At 64.3% G+C, this 15233-nt stretch carries 17 protein-coding genes; 12 read left to right on the forward strand and 5 right to left on the reverse strand.

Annotated elements, in window-relative coordinates:
- Nucleotides 1–3: 3 nt before the first annotated feature.
- Entirely contained in the window at nucleotides 4–582 is a 579-nt protein-coding gene (locus tag ACFQZZ_RS02415) for a hypothetical protein (RefSeq protein WP_378673133.1), read from the reverse strand.
- 59 nt (nucleotides 583–641) lie between these two features.
- Between ACFQZZ_RS02415 and ACFQZZ_RS02420 the strand changes: the two genes are divergently transcribed.
- Nucleotides 642–1721, forward strand: coding sequence for an epoxide hydrolase family protein (locus ACFQZZ_RS02420; protein ID WP_378673136.1), 1080 nt, complete (start codon nucleotides 642–644; stop codon nucleotides 1719–1721).
- Nucleotides 1722–1825: 104 nt separating this feature from the next.
- Here the strand turns inward: ACFQZZ_RS02420 and ACFQZZ_RS02425 are convergent, their stop codons facing one another.
- Both ACFQZZ_RS02425 and ACFQZZ_RS02430 read right to left on the reverse strand, forming a co-directional pair.
- A complete protein-coding gene (locus ACFQZZ_RS02425; protein WP_378673139.1) occupies nucleotides 1826–4279 on the reverse strand; it encodes an FHA domain-containing protein in 2454 nt (817 codons plus the stop codon).
- 482 nt (nucleotides 4280–4761) lie between these two features.
- A complete protein-coding gene (locus ACFQZZ_RS02430) occupies nucleotides 4762–5157 on the reverse strand; it encodes a hypothetical protein (protein ID WP_378673143.1) in 396 nt (131 codons plus the stop codon).
- A 375-nt stretch (nucleotides 5158–5532) separates the two neighbouring features.
- Here ACFQZZ_RS02430 and ACFQZZ_RS02435 point away from each other — a divergent pair, with 375 nt between their 5' ends.
- The 6 genes from ACFQZZ_RS02435 to frdD all read left to right on the forward strand — a co-directional run bounded on the left by ACFQZZ_RS02435 (nucleotide 5533) and on the right by frdD (nucleotide 10289).
- On the forward strand, nucleotides 5533–6321 hold the full coding sequence (locus ACFQZZ_RS02435) for a DUF1206 domain-containing protein (protein ID WP_378673146.1): 789 nt from the start codon (nucleotides 5533–5535) through the stop codon (nucleotides 6319–6321).
- A gap of 475 nt (nucleotides 6322–6796) precedes the next feature.
- The gene (locus ACFQZZ_RS02440; protein ID WP_378673149.1) at nucleotides 6797–7030 is read left to right on the forward strand and encodes a hypothetical protein; all 234 of its coding nucleotides are present in this window, start codon (nucleotides 6797–6799) and stop codon (nucleotides 7028–7030) included.
- 28 nt (nucleotides 7031–7058) lie between these two features.
- On the forward strand, nucleotides 7059–8801 hold the full coding sequence (gene frdA, locus ACFQZZ_RS02445; protein ID WP_378673152.1) for a fumarate reductase (quinol) flavoprotein subunit: 1743 nt from the start codon (nucleotides 7059–7061) through the stop codon (nucleotides 8799–8801).
- A gap of 5 nt (nucleotides 8802–8806) precedes the next feature.
- A complete protein-coding gene (locus tag ACFQZZ_RS02450) occupies nucleotides 8807–9550 on the forward strand; it encodes a succinate dehydrogenase/fumarate reductase iron-sulfur subunit (protein WP_378673155.1) in 744 nt (247 codons plus the stop codon).
- The gene (locus ACFQZZ_RS02455) at nucleotides 9547–9939 is read left to right on the forward strand and encodes a fumarate reductase subunit C (RefSeq protein ID WP_378673158.1); all 393 of its coding nucleotides are present in this window, start codon (nucleotides 9547–9549) and stop codon (nucleotides 9937–9939) included. Before ACFQZZ_RS02450 ends, ACFQZZ_RS02455 begins: the two co-directional genes overlap by 4 nt.
- Nucleotides 9936–10289: a fumarate reductase subunit FrdD gene (gene frdD / locus ACFQZZ_RS02460; protein WP_378673161.1), complete on the forward strand. Its 354-nt coding sequence runs from the start codon at nucleotides 9936–9938 to the stop codon at nucleotides 10287–10289. Before ACFQZZ_RS02455 ends, frdD begins: the two co-directional genes overlap by 4 nt.
- A gap of 96 nt (nucleotides 10290–10385) precedes the next feature.
- On the opposite strand, the gene ACFQZZ_RS02465 is transcribed toward frdD, so the two are convergent.
- Nucleotides 10386–11078 carry a TetR/AcrR family transcriptional regulator gene (locus tag ACFQZZ_RS02465; protein ID WP_378673164.1) on the reverse strand — a complete coding sequence of 231 codons (693 nt, stop codon included), beginning with the start codon at nucleotides 11076–11078 and terminating at the stop codon, nucleotides 10386–10388.
- 415 nt (nucleotides 11079–11493) lie between these two features.
- Here ACFQZZ_RS02465 and ACFQZZ_RS02470 point away from each other — a divergent pair, with 415 nt between their 5' ends.
- Nucleotides 11494–12105 (forward strand): hypothetical protein, encoded by a 612-nt coding sequence (locus ACFQZZ_RS02470; protein WP_378673166.1) that lies wholly within the window; start codon nucleotides 11494–11496, stop codon nucleotides 12103–12105.
- Nucleotides 12106–12574: 469 nt separating this feature from the next.
- On the opposite strand, the gene ACFQZZ_RS02475 is transcribed toward ACFQZZ_RS02470, so the two are convergent.
- Nucleotides 12575–13252, reverse strand: coding sequence for a TetR/AcrR family transcriptional regulator (locus ACFQZZ_RS02475; RefSeq protein ID WP_378673169.1), 678 nt, complete (start codon nucleotides 13250–13252; stop codon nucleotides 12575–12577).
- Nucleotides 13253–13322: 70 nt separating this feature from the next.
- Here ACFQZZ_RS02475 and ACFQZZ_RS02480 point away from each other — a divergent pair, with 70 nt between their 5' ends.
- The 4 genes from ACFQZZ_RS02480 to ACFQZZ_RS02495 all read left to right on the forward strand — a co-directional run bounded on the left by ACFQZZ_RS02480 (nucleotide 13323) and on the right by ACFQZZ_RS02495 (nucleotide 14992).
- Nucleotides 13323–13769, forward strand: coding sequence for a VOC family protein (locus ACFQZZ_RS02480; protein WP_378673172.1), 447 nt, complete (start codon nucleotides 13323–13325; stop codon nucleotides 13767–13769).
- A 235-nt stretch (nucleotides 13770–14004) separates the two neighbouring features.
- A complete protein-coding gene (locus ACFQZZ_RS02485) occupies nucleotides 14005–14520 on the forward strand; it encodes a hypothetical protein (RefSeq protein WP_378673175.1) in 516 nt (171 codons plus the stop codon).
- A 108-nt stretch (nucleotides 14521–14628) separates the two neighbouring features.
- On the forward strand, nucleotides 14629–14781 hold the full coding sequence (locus ACFQZZ_RS02490) for a hypothetical protein (protein ID WP_378673178.1): 153 nt from the start codon (nucleotides 14629–14631) through the stop codon (nucleotides 14779–14781).
- Nucleotides 14765–14992, forward strand: coding sequence for a hypothetical protein (locus ACFQZZ_RS02495; protein ID WP_378673258.1), 228 nt, complete (start codon nucleotides 14765–14767; stop codon nucleotides 14990–14992). Before ACFQZZ_RS02490 ends, ACFQZZ_RS02495 begins: the two co-directional genes overlap by 17 nt.
- Nucleotides 14993–15233: the final 241 nt, after the last annotated feature.

Below are 15233 nucleotides of genomic sequence, written 5' to 3' on the forward strand. Positions count from 1 at the left end.
CGATCAGCCCGGCGAGTCGGTCACAGAGCGACTCACACAGAGCCCGGGCACCCGGAGCCGCTCCTGGGCCGCCTCCAGCCGGGCGACGTCGGCCTTCGCCGCCTCACGCTGTTGGATCAGGTCGTGCAGCCGGCACAGGGCGTACAAGCCGACGCCGGTGCCCGCCGTCGCGAGCACGGCCCAGTACGGCCGCATACCCGGGTCCTGCGTCGCCCAGTACCGGACCGCGAACTCGCCGAACAGCACCGGACCGACCGACAGCCAGGCCGGGCCGGGCCGGAACGCGAGCAGGATCGTGGCGAGGAGCAGGTTCGTGACCGTGGCGTATGGCGACGAGGTGAAGTACAGCAGGTAGGACAGCCCGGCCTGCACAGCGAGGAGGACCCACACGGCCCGCCGGGACACCCGCCGGAACGCGACGGGCACGAACAGCGCCGTCTGCACGACCACGACCGCCGCTGGCCACAGGATGCCCCAGCCCTCGGTGACCTCGGCGAACTGCGAGATCTTGCTGGCGATGTTCGTCGCCAGCGCCACGATGGTCAGGCCTCGGGCCAGCCGGATCTGGGGTGCAATTTGCACACTGAACTCGTGCGCCACAGCACTACTCGCCGGGATTCTGGTCGGGAACGCTGATCATCATGAGTGATCATATTGAGCCCTTTACCATTCGGATCCCACAGGAGGACCTCTACGAGTTGCAGGCCCGGCTGGCTCGCACCCGCCACACCGATGAGGTCGGCGACCAGTACGGATTCAGCGGCGCCCGGCTCCGCGGCCTGGTCGAGCACTGGACGACCGGCTACGACTGGCGGGCTTGGGAAGCCAAGCTCAACACCTATCCGCAGTTCACCACCACGATCGATGGGCAGCGGATTCATTTCCTCCATGTCCGCTCGGCGAAGCCCGACGCGCTGGCTCTGCTGCTCACCCACGGCTGGCCGGGTTCGTTCGTCGAGTACCTGGACGTGATCGACCTGCTGTCAGCGGAGTTCCACCTCGTCATCCCGTCGGTGCCCGGCTTCGGTTTCTCTGGGCCGACCACAGAGCCGGGCTGGGGCACGGTTCGGACGGCGAAGGCGTGGGTGGAACTGATGCGCCGGTTGGGCTACGACCGTTACGGCGCGGTCGGCAACGACGGCGGCTCGATGGTCTCCCCGGAGGTGGGCCGGCTGGATCCAGAACATGTGGTCGGCGTGCACGTGACGCAGATCTTCTCCTTCCCCTCCGGCGATCCGGCTGAGCTGGTCGATCTGACCGAGGAGGAAGGGGTAGCCCTTGGGGTCCTGAAGTGGTTCTGGGAGGAGAAGGGCGCATTCAACGTGCTGCACTCCCAGCAACCGCAGACCCTGGCGCACGCCCTCGCCGACTCGCCGGCCGGCCTGCTGGCGTGGAACGCGCAGCTGTTCGACGAGACGGTCGACGACGACTTCGTGCTCACCAACACGGCGATCTACTGGTTCACCGGCACGGCAGGCTCGGCGATCCGGTTCTATTACGAGGACGCCAAAGCCGACCACCAGCCGACCGAGCCCACCACGGTGCCGCTTGCCTTAGGCATGGCCGCCTCCGGTGACTTCGCGTCGATCCGTCGGTTCGCCGAGCGCGACCACGCGAACATCGTGTCCTGGCGGACGCTGGACGGCACCGGTCACTACCTGGCGCACACCCATCCGAACGCGCTGGCCGCTGATGTGAACGAGTTCTTCGCGAAGTTCTGACGGAGCCGGTTGCCGCTGCTCCCGGTGCACGTGCACCGGGAGTAGCGGCTCGCATTGGGCCTGGCGACGGACGGGCGGGCACGCCTGTTGGTCCTCGCCGGGCGTCAAAGCCTCGCGCGGCGGGCACCGCGGCGCCGTGGACGTAGCTGGTACAGGCGGTACCAAGCCAGCGCGAGGAAGGCGGCCCCTAGGCCGGCGACGGCTCCCATGTCGACCAGCCACGTGCCGAGGGTGTGTTCCCACAGCGGGTCGGGTCCGCCCGTGTGCGGTGAGATGGTGTCGAGGTCGAGGGTGGCGGCTGAGGCGCCGAACCCCCAACGGGACGGCGATAGGTAGGACAGTTGCTCTAGACCGGGTGTGCCGGGGAGCCGCACCAGCCCGCCCGTGAGCACCAGTTGTGCCATCGACAGCACAATCAGCAGCGGCAGTGTCTTCTCCGAGGTGTTCACCGACACCGACACCAGCAAGCCCAATGCCAGCGATGCGATGCCGAGCATCGCCATCGCCAGAATCAGCTCCAGCTCGACTGTCGTGAAAATCCCCTTGGGCGGCATATCCACACCAATGGTGCCGATCAAGACCAACACCACCGCCTGGAGGGTGGTTATCACGCCCAGAACCAGCAGTTTCGACATCAGGTAGGCCCCTGCTGACAGGCCTGCCGCGCGTTCTCTGCGGTAGATCGTCTGCTCCTTGACGATCTCGCGAATCGCATTGCCGGTGCCCACGAAGCAGGCAGCGAATGCCAAAACCATGAGCTTGGTCGGGGCATCGACGTTGGTTCCCGGCGCCCCGATGAACCCCTCGCCCGACGGCACCGCGGCGATCAACCCACCCAGAATCAGGGGCATCACGCCGAGGAGCGCCAGATAACTTCGGTCCGAGGCAATCACCGCCAGATATCGTCGGCACAACGTACTGAGCTGGCTGAGCTTGGACTGCGGCGCGGGCGGTGGCGCCGGTGGGTGCACTTCCGCTGGGCCGACATCGCCGGTCAGTCCGACCGCCACGTAATGCTCGAAGCGTGGCGAAGTCCGGAACTCACCAGCCCAGTCGCGGTCGGCCTCGCGCTCGAATGCCTGGAACACCTCGGCCCAGGTGCGCTGCGCGAACTGCTGCAGCCCCTCCGCGGGCGGCCCGTAGTAGGCCAGCCTACCGCCGGGCACCAGAACCAGCAGACGGTCGCAGGAGTCGAGATTCGCCACGCTGTGTGTAACGACGATGACGGTCCGCCCGTCGTGCGCCAGTTCGGACAGCATTTCCATGACCGTTTTATCCAGGCCAGGGTCGAGGCCGGAGGTCGGTTCGTCGAGAAATAACAGGGACGGTTTGGTCAACAACTCCAGTGCGACGCTCACGCGTTTTCGCTGCCCGCCCGAGAGCCTGTCGATGCGGGTATCGGCGTGCCGCGTCAAGCCGAGTTCGTCGAGGACCTCGTCGACCCGCTGCTCGCGCTCCTCGCTGCGCGTGTCACCGGGGAAGCGCAGTTCTGCCGCGTAGAGCAGCGCGCGCCGCGTCGGAAGCTGGTTGTGCAGGATGTCCTCCTGCGGGACCAGCCCGATCCGGTGCCGGAGCTCGTCGTAATCGGTGTACAGGTCGCGTCCGTCGTAGCGGACCGTCCCCTCCGTCGCCGGCCGCAATCCGGTGACCGCGCCGAGCAGCGTCGACTTGCCCGCTCCGCTGGGCCCGATGACCCCCACGAGCGAGCGTTGCGGGATGGGGAAGCTCACCTCGTCGAGGAGCACCTTGCCCTCAGGTGTCCGCACGGTGATGTTCTGCACCGAGACCGACACGTCTCCGGTGTCGACGAACTCGCGCAGCTCGTCGCCGACCAGCCGGAACGTGGTGTGCCCCATGCCGATCAAGTCGGATTCGGATAGGTCCGCGGCGTCAACCCTGGTGCCGTTGACGTAGGTGCCGTTGTGGCTGCCGAGGTCGACGATCCGGTACTTGCCGGCGCCGATCATGTGCAACTCGGCGTGATGGCGGGAGAGCATGAGATCAGGCGCGACAATGTCGTTGTCGGCCGCGCGTCCGATCCGAAGCGTGGGCGATGTGATCTGGACGACCGCGCTGGGGTGCGCCGCCGGAGGTGACGATCGCCAAACTTGCCGGGGCAGGCTCGAGTGGAACTTCGTGACCGTTGCTTCATCGTCGAGGTCGTAGCCGGGATCGGGGACGACGATCGTGTCTCCACCGATATCGAGATCAGGCTCGGGGCCAGATGGCGCTTCCACCGAGCAGGCCAATTGCTCGCCGTCCACGGCGTGCCCGAGCTTGAACGTCTCTTCTCGGTCGATCACCATCCGGTCGACGCGGCGGCCGTCGAAAAAAGTGCCGTTGAGGCTGCCGACGTCCTCGATTTCCCAACCGTCCCCACCCCGCGCCAGAACGGCGTGCAACGAAGATACGCGCGGATCGGTCACAACAATGTCGGCTGTCGGATCGCGGCCGACATTGTATGCGCCTCCGGCGCGTAGCCGATAGACGCGTTCCCTCGTCTGCACCACAAGAACCGGCGCCTCGGAGAATTCCATGGAGGACGGTTCATCCGCCATAACGCGAGTATACGACTGCCGCCGCAATGGTCGGTGCTATAAGTTGCACTACCGGGAATTTGACGGTGTCGACCCCCGAGTGGGAATGGGACACCGACTTGCTGCGCTTCCGAAGTCGATTGGAGCAGCGGTTCCTCGCCGCACTACGCGAAACATCGCGGGCGGCAAGGCTTTGCACCGGGAGCTCGACGCCTTGCTCGTCGAACCGGTCGGCGGCACCGGCATCAATCGGATCGATTTATCACCACAAAGAGGCCGATCCGGACGCCTGGGTTATTCCGCTCCTCTCGAATCCCGAGAAGTAGTCGAAACATTCTATCGTGCAACATAATTCGGCAGAGCCGAACGAACAACGAGTACTATCGGCCAGCGCGACACGCCTTCAGACGCCGACCGGACCGCTGAACGCAACGTAGTGGTCGGGACCGCATCGGTGCTCATGTTCCCGAGCCCCGGACAACCGGGGGAACCTGGGATCGATGTCAGGGGCTGCGCGACGGCTGTTCGGGATCATCCCCCCGCTGCGTCTCACCCGACTTCGAGTCCGGATCGACCTTATCCGCGCGCTCCCACTCCTTGTCCAGCTCGGTTCGCGAATCAGCCGCCTCGCTGCGATGCACCTGCGCCTGCTGGGCAAGCTGCTCGGCCTGCGCCGCCTTGACCTCGCCTTCCGCCTCTGCCGCCCGGCTCCTGGCAGCGATCTCCTCCGCCCGAGCCTCCCGCTGACCGACCTCGAATTCCTGTTCCGCCGCGCGATCACGGATGCCCTCGGCTTCGACCCGCTGGTGTTCGCGCCGTTTGCGCATCAACACCCAGGCCGCAAGCACAATGACCACAACCGCGACGACGATGATCACGATCACAATGGTGGTGCTCATGTCTCGACTCCTCGCACTCTCCCCCCTCTACCCTAACGCCACTCGACCACCTCCGAACTGGGAAAATGAGCGATTATATGCCCAGGCTGATCCGGCCCCGTATCTACCACCGGCAGGGAATGGGGGCTACGCTGACAGCGCGGCAAGGCCACTCAACGGACACCCTCTGATCACCGAAGTCGGGTGGGTTCCCGGGGCGACGGACCCCGAACAGTCCGCCTCCGGACCGCGCTCCCCACCCTGCTACCGCCCGACGCACCCCAGCGGGGCTTTCACCAACACCACCAATACGAGGCGGGCACCGTGCCTGACAACAACCCGTCCCCGACGTCCTCCGGCGCATCGCCGTCGGCGTCCTACGACAACTCGTCGTCCATGGCAGGCCGGCTCGCCCAGAACAGCATCTTCGAACGATTCGCCCGCGCCGGCTTCGTCGTGAGCGGCATCGTGCACCTGATCATCGGCTACATCGCCATCCGGATCGCCCTCGGCGGCGCCGGCACCGCCGACCAATCCGGGGCCATGACGGAGCTGGCCGGCAAACCGGGTGGCGTCGTCGCCCTGTGGGTGGGCGTGGTCGCGTTTCTGCTGATGGCGCTGTGGCGGCTCGCCGAAGCGGCACTCGGCAGCTCGTCCAAACCTGACGCCGACAGCAAGAAGTCCGAAGCGATCGATCGCGTCAAGGCGTTTGCCCTGGCCGTAGTCTATTTCGCCTTCGCCGTCTCCGCGTTCGGATTCGCCCGCGGCAGCGGCAAATCCAGCAGCGGCCAAAGTGCGGGGATCACCGCCCGCATGATGCACACCACCACTGGCACGATCGCCCTCGTGGCAGGCGGGCTGATCATCATCGCGATCGGTGGCTACCACGTCTACAAAGGAGTGAGCCAGAACTTCCTCGAAGACCTCGAGGGCACCACCAGCGACCTCGTGCGCAGACTGGGCACAGTCGGATATATCGCGAAAGGGCTGGCCATCGTCGCGGTCGGCTTGCTGGTGATCCTCGCCGTGAGCCAATCCGAGCCGGGCAAAGCCGCCGGACTCGACGGCGCCTTCAAAACCGTGGGGGCTCAACCCTACGGGGCGGCTCTCCTCATAGGGTCTGGCCTGGGCATCATCACCTACGGCATCTACAGCTTCGCCATGGCCCGATACACCAAGATGTAATCGGCACGGCCCCGGCAGCTTCGAGGCGGTATCCACGAGGGACGAACCGACCTGCTTGTCGAACAGGCTCGGACGCCGATGACGCCTACCAGTAGTGAGCCTGAGCGAGCCGAGTTTCAGGAGATTCGACGACTCAGGACGAGGATGGCATTCTGCGGCTGGATCAGTCACGTACACCTTCTCGCGCAACGATTTCAGCGTCTCGGCCAAGATGCGTGGCACAGGCACCCGGGATACAGGCACTCGAGACATCGGGAGCCGTCTCGGCAAAGCCAACCCCCTGTGACGGGTGGCCAGCAGTTTGCCATCAAGGCTTATCGCCAGCGACGGGAACACCCCGGGCTCGGACTGGATCATGGGTCGACGCAGCCGGATCCAGCACCAGAACGCCTCCTGCGGCCTCGGCGCAACGCGAGTACGCTTATGTATCTACACCGATCAGTAGGGTGTGCCACCGGTTCGCCGGGAGGTGGAGATGCTTAGCGCCACCGAGCAGTTCAGCAGGGAACGCGCCCCGTGCGGGAAGCTGAGGGACGGGGCTCGCCACCGCGAAGACGACGAAGCGGGCCTGGTCATTGACGATCTGCGTTACGACTGTGGCTGCCGCCGGATTCGGCACATATTCCACGACGGCAGCGTTCGGATCAGAACCGTTCGCCATGACGGCAAGGTCCTGATGGACGAGCACAGTGCCGACTTCGAGGCCTGACTGACGACGACGCCCAGGTGGTGCCACCATGACCGCTTCTCATGACGTCGTGATCGTTGGCGGGGGCGGCGCGGGCCTGCGTGCGGCCATCGCCATCGCGGAACACAACCCTCGGTTGAGTATCGCGATCGTTTCCAAGGTTTATCCGATGCGCAGCCACACCGTCTCCGCCGAGGGTGGCGCCGCCGGAGTCGCCGGTCCCGGCGACAGCTTGGCAGAGCATGCGTACGACACGGTCTCCGGCAGCGATTGGCTCTGCGACCAAGACGCTGTCGAGGCCTTCGTCGAGGAAGCACCGCGGGAGCTGCTCCAGCTGGAGCATTGGGGCTGCCCATGGAGTCGCCGGCCGGACGGGCACATCGCGGTACGGGCGTTCGGCGGCATGACGAACAATCGCACCTGGTTCGCAGCCGACAAGACCGGTTTTCACTTGCTGCACACCCTGTTCCAGACCGCACTGTCCTATCGGGACATCGTCAGGTACGACGAGTGGTTCGCCACAACATTGCTCGTCGACGACGGCAAGGTGTACGGCATTGTCGCCATAGAACTGGCCACCGGCCGCGTCGAAACCATTTTCGCCGGCGCTGTCATCGTGTGCACTGGTGGCTGCGGCCGAGTGTATCCGTTCACCACCAACGCCAATATCAACACCGGCGACGGTATGGCGTTGGCCTACCGGGCAGGCGCGCCGCTCAAGGACATGGAATTCGTCCAGTACCACCCGACCGGCCTTCCGTTCACGGGCATCTTGATCACCGAGGCAGCGCGCGCGGAGGGCGGCTGGCTGCTCAACAAGGACGGTTACCGCTACTTGCAGGATTACGACCTCGGGACGCCATCACCGGTGCCGGTGATGCGAAGCATGGAACTCGGGCCACGGGACCGGCTGTCGCAGGCGTTCGTACACGAACTCGACAAGGGCCGGACCACCGACACACCGTACGGACACGTCGTCCACCTCGACATACGCCACCTGGGTGCCGATCTCATCGACACGAAACTTCCGTTCGTGCGCGAGCTGTGCTCGAAGTACCAGAACATCGACCCGGTCCAGGAACTGATCCCGGTACGCCCCGTCGTCCACTACATGATGGGCGGCATCCATACCGACATCCATGGCGCAACACCCCTGGAGGGCCTGTACGCCGTCGGAGAGGTCGCCTGCGTCAGTATCAACGGCGCCAACCGGCTCGGGTCGAACTCCCTCCCCGAGTTGCTGGTCTTCGGTGCGCGAGCCGGTCGTGCCGCCGCCGAGTACGTGAGCTCGGCCACGGCTGGCCAGACGTCGGCGGTCCTGGCGCGCGGACGCGCCGAACAGGACCGGCTGGAACGGGACCTCATGCGACACGCCGAGGGATCCGAACGCATCGCACACATCCGCACCGAGATGCAACAGACGCTGGAGACCAGTGCCGGGATCTACCGGGACGGCGACTCCCTCGCGGAGGCGACCGACAAGTTGCGCGAGCTTCGCGATCGGTTCGGCAGCGTTTGCCTCGATGACCACAGCCGGGCGTTCAACACCGAACTGGTGGCGGTGCTGGAGCTGTCGTGCATGCTCGATGTGGCGGAATGCATCGTCGCCTGCGCGCTGGCGCGGGAGGAATCCCGTGGCGCGCACCAACGGACCGATTTCCCCGCCAGGAACGACCAGCGATTCCTGGCCCATTCGGTGATCCATCGGCAGCCGGACGGCTTGGGCCACGTCTCGTACCTCCCGGTAACCATCACTCGCTGGCCTCCCGGCGAACGCGTATACGGGAGGTGATGACGATGGTGGACCGGATAACCCTGCAGGTCGCGCGCTACCGACCGGATCAAGAGGACGAACCGGTACTGCAGTCGTACGAGGTTCCGCTGCACAAGGAATGGACGGTGCTCGACGGCCTCAACTACATCAAGGACTACCTCGACGGAACGGTGTCGTACCGGTGGTCGTGCCGGATGGGGATCTGCGGTAGCTGCGGCATGACCGTCAACGGCGAGCCACGACTGAGCTGCGCCACTTTCCTGACCGACTACGCGCCGGGGCCGGTGCGGGTCGAGCCATTGCGCAACTTCCCGGTGATCCGGGATCTCGTCATAGAGATCAGCGACTTCATGCACAAACTGACCGAGGTCGAGCCATGGCTGATCAGGACGGAACACCGGCCACTCGAAGACGGCGAGTACCTGCAAACACCGTCCGAAATGGACGATTACAAGAAGTACAGCATGTGTATCAACTGCATGCTCTGCTACTCGGCTTGTCCCGTCTACGCGCTCCAGCCCGAGTTCCTCGGTCCGGCGGCGATCGCGCTGGCCCAACGCTACAACCTCGACTCACGCGATGAGGGAGCCGAAGATCGGCGGGACGTCCTCGCGTCCGCCGAGGGAGTATGGTCCTGCACCTTTGTCGGCGAGTGCACCACCGCCTGCCCCAAGGGGGTCGACCCGGCAGGCGCGATCCAACGCTACAAGCTCACCGCGGCCACGCAATCGCTCCGAGATTTCCTCATGCCTTGGCGGGCACGATGACCACGACACCCCGGTTGTACCGAAAGCCGATCTCCACGTTCTGGTGGGTGCGACGACGCTCATACCTGATCTTCGTCCTGCGCGAACTCAGCAGCGTGTTCGTCGCTTGGTTCGTGGTATATCTCCTGCTTCTTGTCAACGCGGTCAGTTCCGGAAGCGAGGAGTACCAGCGGTTTCTGGACTGGAGCGCCCGCCCGTGGATGCTTGCGCTGAACAGCATCGCCCTGCTGTTTGTGCTTCTGCACACGGTCACCTGGTTCAATCTCGCGCCCAAGGCGATGGTGGTCCGCGTGCGAAACCGGCGTGTCGCACCGGTCGTGATTCTTGGGCTGCACTATCTGCTCTGGGGTCTGCTGACAGCGATCACGCTGTGGGTGGTGCTTCGATGACGAAAAGGAGATCCCTGGAACCGTTGATGTGGCTGCTGTTCAGCATCGGTGGGATGGCCGCTGCGCTGCTCATACCGGTACTGCTGTTCCTGTTCGGCCTCGCCTTCCCGCTGGGCTGGCTTCCCACGCCCGACCGCGTACACCTGCTCTCGGTGTTGCGTCACCCTGTCACCCGGCTGGTCCTTTTCGGACTCTGTGTGCTGGCTCTATTCCACTCGGCACACCGCATCCGCTACACGCTGTACGACGGCTTGCGGCTCGAGCGGTTCAGCGCGTCGATCATCCTGGCCTGCTACGGCGGCGCTGTCATCGGCTCGGGAGCTGCCGCTTACTTCCTGCTGCGCGTCTAACACGCGGGATATTCAGGAAGGAGACAGATATGTCGTTCTCCTCGAGTGGAGCCCCGCGTGCCCGACCCACCGAACGGGCCTCCCGAAACATGGTCATCAGTCCGACCGTTCTTTCGGCGTCCCTTCTGCCCCGGTGATGATCTTGATCACCGCGGCAACAAGCGGGCCGTCGGGGTCGCTGAGACGCGGCAACGATCTCCGATTGACCAACAGAGATCCAAGCGTGAGATCTACCAGTTCAGCACCGACCTGCTCGGCAGAGCTACGCCCTTCTGGCTCGAACCATGTCCACGCCCATTGCGCGGCACCGAAGATGAGCAGGCTCCGGATACTTCTATCGACAGGCCGGAACTCACCCGAAGCAATGCCCGCATCGAGCACGCCGTGCATGATTCCGATGTAATGCCGTCGCAGCTTCCGCCCCTCGGAACTCTCATCTTGCTGGGCGAACCGCGCGACCTCGCGCTGGAACGCGACAGTCCGATTTCGATCGTGCACCTGATACAACATGGACGCGTGCAACAGCCCGGCCAGCCTTTCGGTCGGCGTAGAAAACTCCGACACGATGCGCTCAGCCTCATCGATCCGCTGCCGCATATAGGAAATATGCAGGGTTTCCAGCAACCGCGCCTTCGTGCCGTAATGATGCACGATCAAACCCTGTGAGATGCCCAATTCACTTGCAACACCACTGAAGCTAGTTCCGTCGTAGCCCTTCTCGGCAACATGGCGCGTGAAAATATCGAGAATCGCACCCGACTTGCCCGGCTCCGCCGCACGCCTACTCACCGATACCACCCCTCCTCGTCCAAATTTCCCGCACACTGTAGCGTCCACTGGCTGCTCAACCAGTCATTGACTGAGCGCGCAGTCAGTATTAGCATTATGCGCCGAGTCACAGCGCCGTACTCGCCGCATCAACCATTCATCTACATTCGAGCAATCAACTATGCAACAGCACGCCTATCCAGCTGAGGCCGCGATCGAACAACGAGCCTCAGATCTCCACACCCGAGCCGGCTTCCGCGGCCCGTGGAATCTGCGCACTACAGGTAGCGACCACGGCGCCGGCCTTGCCGACCAGGGGTTCGCACCGCCGACCGAAATCACCGTTCATAGCCTTCGCCTGCTCCCGGCACCGGCAATGTTGAACTGCTCGACGGCACCATCCGATCTGCGCTTCGCATGACCAGCCTCTGTGGCCATGGCACCAACCCGGCGACGAAGGACCATCTGGCGTGCCGAAGCGGCGGCCCGCGATGAAGGACATGTGATCCCCATGGACGCGGGTATGGCGGCGGCACGAGAGGATCCGGCCACGGATGCGGGATCTCTGCTGTCGCCGGATCAACTATTGGCCGCGATCGCCGGTCGTCTCACTGAACCGTCGCCGCTGATCGCGTGGGCGAGAGAACTGGGCGATCTACACGCCGCACTGATTTCGGCGGTTTTGAATCCTCGGCGGCGTCCACCGGACGTCACCGAGGCGGCCCTCCATGCGGATATCGCGAAGGTCATCGACAAGATCAACTCTTGGGCGGTGTTCTACGTCCGCCACAGCCGGTGCGCCCGCCGTCACACTCACTCCTTTGGTGAGGTGATCAGTCATGTCGCAAAGACCTACGCCGAGGCGTGGTGGACGGTGCTGCACACCGACTGCGAGGAGCTTCGGCACTCGGCGTGGGTCCATCTCGGCGAGGTCCGTGAAGGCTACGCGCAGCTCATCGGCGATATCCGGGCCGGCCGCGTCCAACTCCCACTGGGATGGCGAGGCATCCGACATACCCGACAAAATGACAGAGACAACCCAGCCTAAAAGGGGATTCCGGAATCGGCGTTCGCGGCCTACGCCGCGATCAGGACGCAATGACAGCCGCACTAACACTGGAGCAGCGGCCCGGCCGCGCCGACGGTCGCAACCGACCTTTCATCAGTCTCAACAGGACTTGCTCGGCCCCAACGCATCACCAGCCAGCCCTATCCCGCAGCAACGTGGAACTGCTCCCGATGCTCCACCCACGGACGCTGCCGATCCTCCACACTCATCGCCATGACCGCCGGTAAGTGAATGTTCCGACGGTCAGAACTGACGCAGTTGTCAATGTTCGAAGTCGTTTGCACGGACTACCGAAGCGGTCTGCACGGCCTGGTCGGAGCGGTCCCGTAGATTCCGCAAACGGGTTCTGACCGGATCGAGGGTTCGAGCAACCCGCGGTTTCACGAACGACAGTGCGGCGAACCGGTTTTGGGTCGAGAATGATCGTTTTCACCCATCGCGCCTGCGGTCATGGCTGCGGCTCGGCTGGGTGTGATGGGGTAGTTGCGAAGTGCAGCCAGGTGTCGTGCAGCCACTGCTGGTAGGTGGCCGGATCCCAGCCGAGGGAACGGGTGAGCAGGATGTAGGTTTCGGCTTGCCCGAGCACGCCAGCGGTGGCAATGATCCAGTCCAGGTCGGCGTCGGGATGCAGCAGGCCGTCGGCGTGCATCTGCCGCCAGATTCCGGCGATGTTGTCCTGGGTGGCGGTGCGTCCGGCGTGGGCGGCCTGCGCGATCACTGGTTCGCTGGCTTCAGCCTGGACGGCGACCGCAATGAGCGGGGCGACACGCTCCATCAGAGCCCGTGCGCCGGGCGCGTAGGCAGCGATCCGATCATGCGGGGTGGGGGCGGTCGCGGCGCGCAGATACCAGTCGCGGTGGGCGAGATCGATGTGGTGGGTATCGCCGACGATCGCCACGTCGATAGCGCGTTTGAGCAGCCCTGCTTTGGACCCGAACCGCAGGTAGACCGTGCGCGATCCCACCTTGGCGGCGTCGGCGACCGCCGCAAGGGAGGTCGCGGCATAGCCATCGGCGATGAACAGCCGGGTGGCCGCGTCGATGATCTTCTGTTCGGTCTCCGCCTTGCGCGCATCCCACAACGGCGAGGCCTTCTTGCCCGCCGAACCCTTGACACCTTCACTCATTTGCCGCATCCTTACTGCATCACTACAGTGATACTGCACCATTACATAGCTACTGCAAAGGATAGCAGCGATGATTCCCGCACTCGCTGGGGTGCATCACCTCAAACTTCCCGTCTCCGATCTGACGCGTTCTATCGACTGGTACCGCACCCGGCTGGGCTACACCGTCAGCATCGAATTCCACGAGCAGGGCACCCTGATGGGCGTGGCCCTGCACCACCCGGCCGGCGGCCCGATGCTCGCTCTTCGGTACGACCCCGAAAAAGCCGTGGCGGCAGCGGGATTCGACTACTTCTCCCTCGGCGTGCCAGACAAGACAGCGCTGGAAGCGCTCGCGGCGGCACTGGCAGATCTCGGCGAATCCCATGCCGGGGTGCATTTCGCCACGATCGGCTGGATCCTGCCCGAGCTACACGACCCCGACGGGCACGAAATCCGCTTCTACACGGTGGAATCCCACACCGAACTCGGTGACCAGTGCCTGGTCATCACCGACGCCCGCGAAACCCGCCCATAGCGATCCTGCACCAGCCGTTCGCGCTTCAGCGGCCGAAACTCCGCGGCGGAAGCCGTGATCCCATCAACTCACAGGAAAGTCGCCGCTCGCATCAGCGCGGCCCTTCTTGTCAAGACGCTGTTCGCCGCTGTGCCCGGCCAGGCACAGGCCGCCGACGACTGTAAAAGCCCGGGGACCGGCTTCGGACGAGCGCAAATTTGTCTGAGAAGTACACTCCATCGACAAGGAGGCCATCATGGCATCCAGCACGCAATTCGTCTCCGGCCGCGGAGGTTTCCGCGCGAACGTAGCCCCGCGCGAACGTTCGAAGCGACTCCGATGCCTGATTGCCGCCGCCGCGGTGATACCGGGACTGCTCGTTGTAGGTCAGGGCACCGCCGAGGCGGCCGGTCCATGCGCTCTCTGGGCATTCCCCGCCAACGGCATCGTTCGCATCACCCAAAGCAACGGCTGGACCGTGACCTTCACGGGCGTCGGCCAACAGGTCACGTCACGAGCGTTGGCCACCTCGTCCCGCGCCAACATGATGGACGGGACGGTCAGTTGGCACTCGAACTGGACCAACGACAACAACCCTGCGGTGGTCAGCTTCACGATCAACTGGAGCAGCGGCCCTCCGGGCGACTACACGGGCACCCCGGACAGCAATGGTTTCGCGCATGGAACCACATATGACAAGAAAAATCGCTCGTCCAAGGCTACGTGGGACTCGACAACACCCTTTCAGTGCATATCGCGGTCAGCTAGATAGTCTGGTGTGGCCTCGAGGTACATCCCAACACCACGGCTGCGACCGGTGCGAACAGCGTCAGAATAGGGTCAGTTGTGACAATTCAGGCTCCGGGAAGGATTCCCAGTGATGCGCGTCGGCTACCTCCGAGTCAGCACCGGCCATCAGAACGCCGATCGCCAACTCGACGGCATCGACGTCGAAAAGATCTTCACCGATTGGGCCTCCGGGGAAAAACACCACTCGCCTGAAACTCGACGAGCTGATCGCGTTCGTCCGTAAGGGCGACACGGTGACCGTGCACTCGACGGATCGGCTCGCCCGCAACCCCGTCCCATCACGGATGGGCGAAACATACAGGTCAGAGGCGATTCTCGGCTCAGTCACCCCTACAACGCAAGGACCGCCCAACCTCTCACTGCTGCGATTCGCGGTGTGCGTCGCCACGCTGACCGGCGCGGTGGCGGCCATCATTTGGGCGATGGGTCTGTAATTCCGCCACAGGAGACAATTTTCGAGCAGGATGTCTTCGCACTGACGGAGGATTTGGGAAGGGAGTAGGCGCGCCGGCAAGCACAGCGGGATACCGGTCCGGCGCATTCAGATAGCAGGGCGTGTCACGTACCGGTTGGGCACAGCCGCAGATTTGCCAGGCGCACACGGATTCGACAGTTTTCCCTGACCCGGCCGCGCCGGCCGCTTAAGCTAGCTGCGCCGCAACCTGCAACAAATAC

Origin of the sequence: Nocardia sp. GCM10030253 (assembly GCF_042675075.1) — a bacterium.
Classification (GTDB): domain Bacteria; phylum Actinomycetota; class Actinomycetes; order Mycobacteriales; family Mycobacteriaceae; genus Nocardia.

Excerpts from the sequence above, each read along its gene's own strand:
- ACFQZZ_RS02420 (WP_378673136.1), top strand. The coding sequence starts at position 642 with ATGAGTGATCATATTGAGCCCTTTACCATTCGGATCCCACAGGAGGAC.
- ACFQZZ_RS02425 (WP_378673139.1), bottom strand. The coding sequence starts at position 4,279 with ATGGCGGATGAACCGTCCTCCATGGAATTCTCCGAGGCGCCGGTTCTT.
- ACFQZZ_RS02430 (WP_378673143.1), bottom strand. The coding sequence starts at position 5,157 with ATGAGCACCACCATTGTGATCGTGATCATCGTCGTCGCGGTTGTGGTC.
- ACFQZZ_RS02435 (WP_378673146.1), top strand. The coding sequence starts at position 5,533 with ATGGCAGGCCGGCTCGCCCAGAACAGCATCTTCGAACGATTCGCCCGC.
- ACFQZZ_RS02440 (WP_378673149.1), top strand. The coding sequence starts at position 6,797 with ATGCTTAGCGCCACCGAGCAGTTCAGCAGGGAACGCGCCCCGTGCGGG.
- frdA (WP_378673152.1), top strand. The coding sequence starts at position 7,059 with ATGACCGCTTCTCATGACGTCGTGATCGTTGGCGGGGGCGGCGCGGGC.
- ACFQZZ_RS02450 (WP_378673155.1), top strand. The coding sequence starts at position 8,807 with ATGGTGGACCGGATAACCCTGCAGGTCGCGCGCTACCGACCGGATCAA.
- ACFQZZ_RS02455 (WP_378673158.1), top strand. The coding sequence starts at position 9,547 with ATGACCACGACACCCCGGTTGTACCGAAAGCCGATCTCCACGTTCTGG.
- frdD (WP_378673161.1), top strand. The coding sequence starts at position 9,936 with ATGACGAAAAGGAGATCCCTGGAACCGTTGATGTGGCTGCTGTTCAGC.
- ACFQZZ_RS02470 (WP_378673166.1), top strand. The coding sequence starts at position 11,494 with ATGGCACCAACCCGGCGACGAAGGACCATCTGGCGTGCCGAAGCGGCG.
- ACFQZZ_RS02475 (WP_378673169.1), bottom strand. The coding sequence starts at position 13,252 with ATGAGTGAAGGTGTCAAGGGTTCGGCGGGCAAGAAGGCCTCGCCGTTG.
- ACFQZZ_RS02480 (WP_378673172.1), top strand. The coding sequence starts at position 13,323 with ATGATTCCCGCACTCGCTGGGGTGCATCACCTCAAACTTCCCGTCTCC.
- ACFQZZ_RS02485 (WP_378673175.1), top strand. The coding sequence starts at position 14,005 with ATGGCATCCAGCACGCAATTCGTCTCCGGCCGCGGAGGTTTCCGCGCG.
- ACFQZZ_RS02490 (WP_378673178.1), top strand. The coding sequence starts at position 14,629 with ATGCGCGTCGGCTACCTCCGAGTCAGCACCGGCCATCAGAACGCCGAT.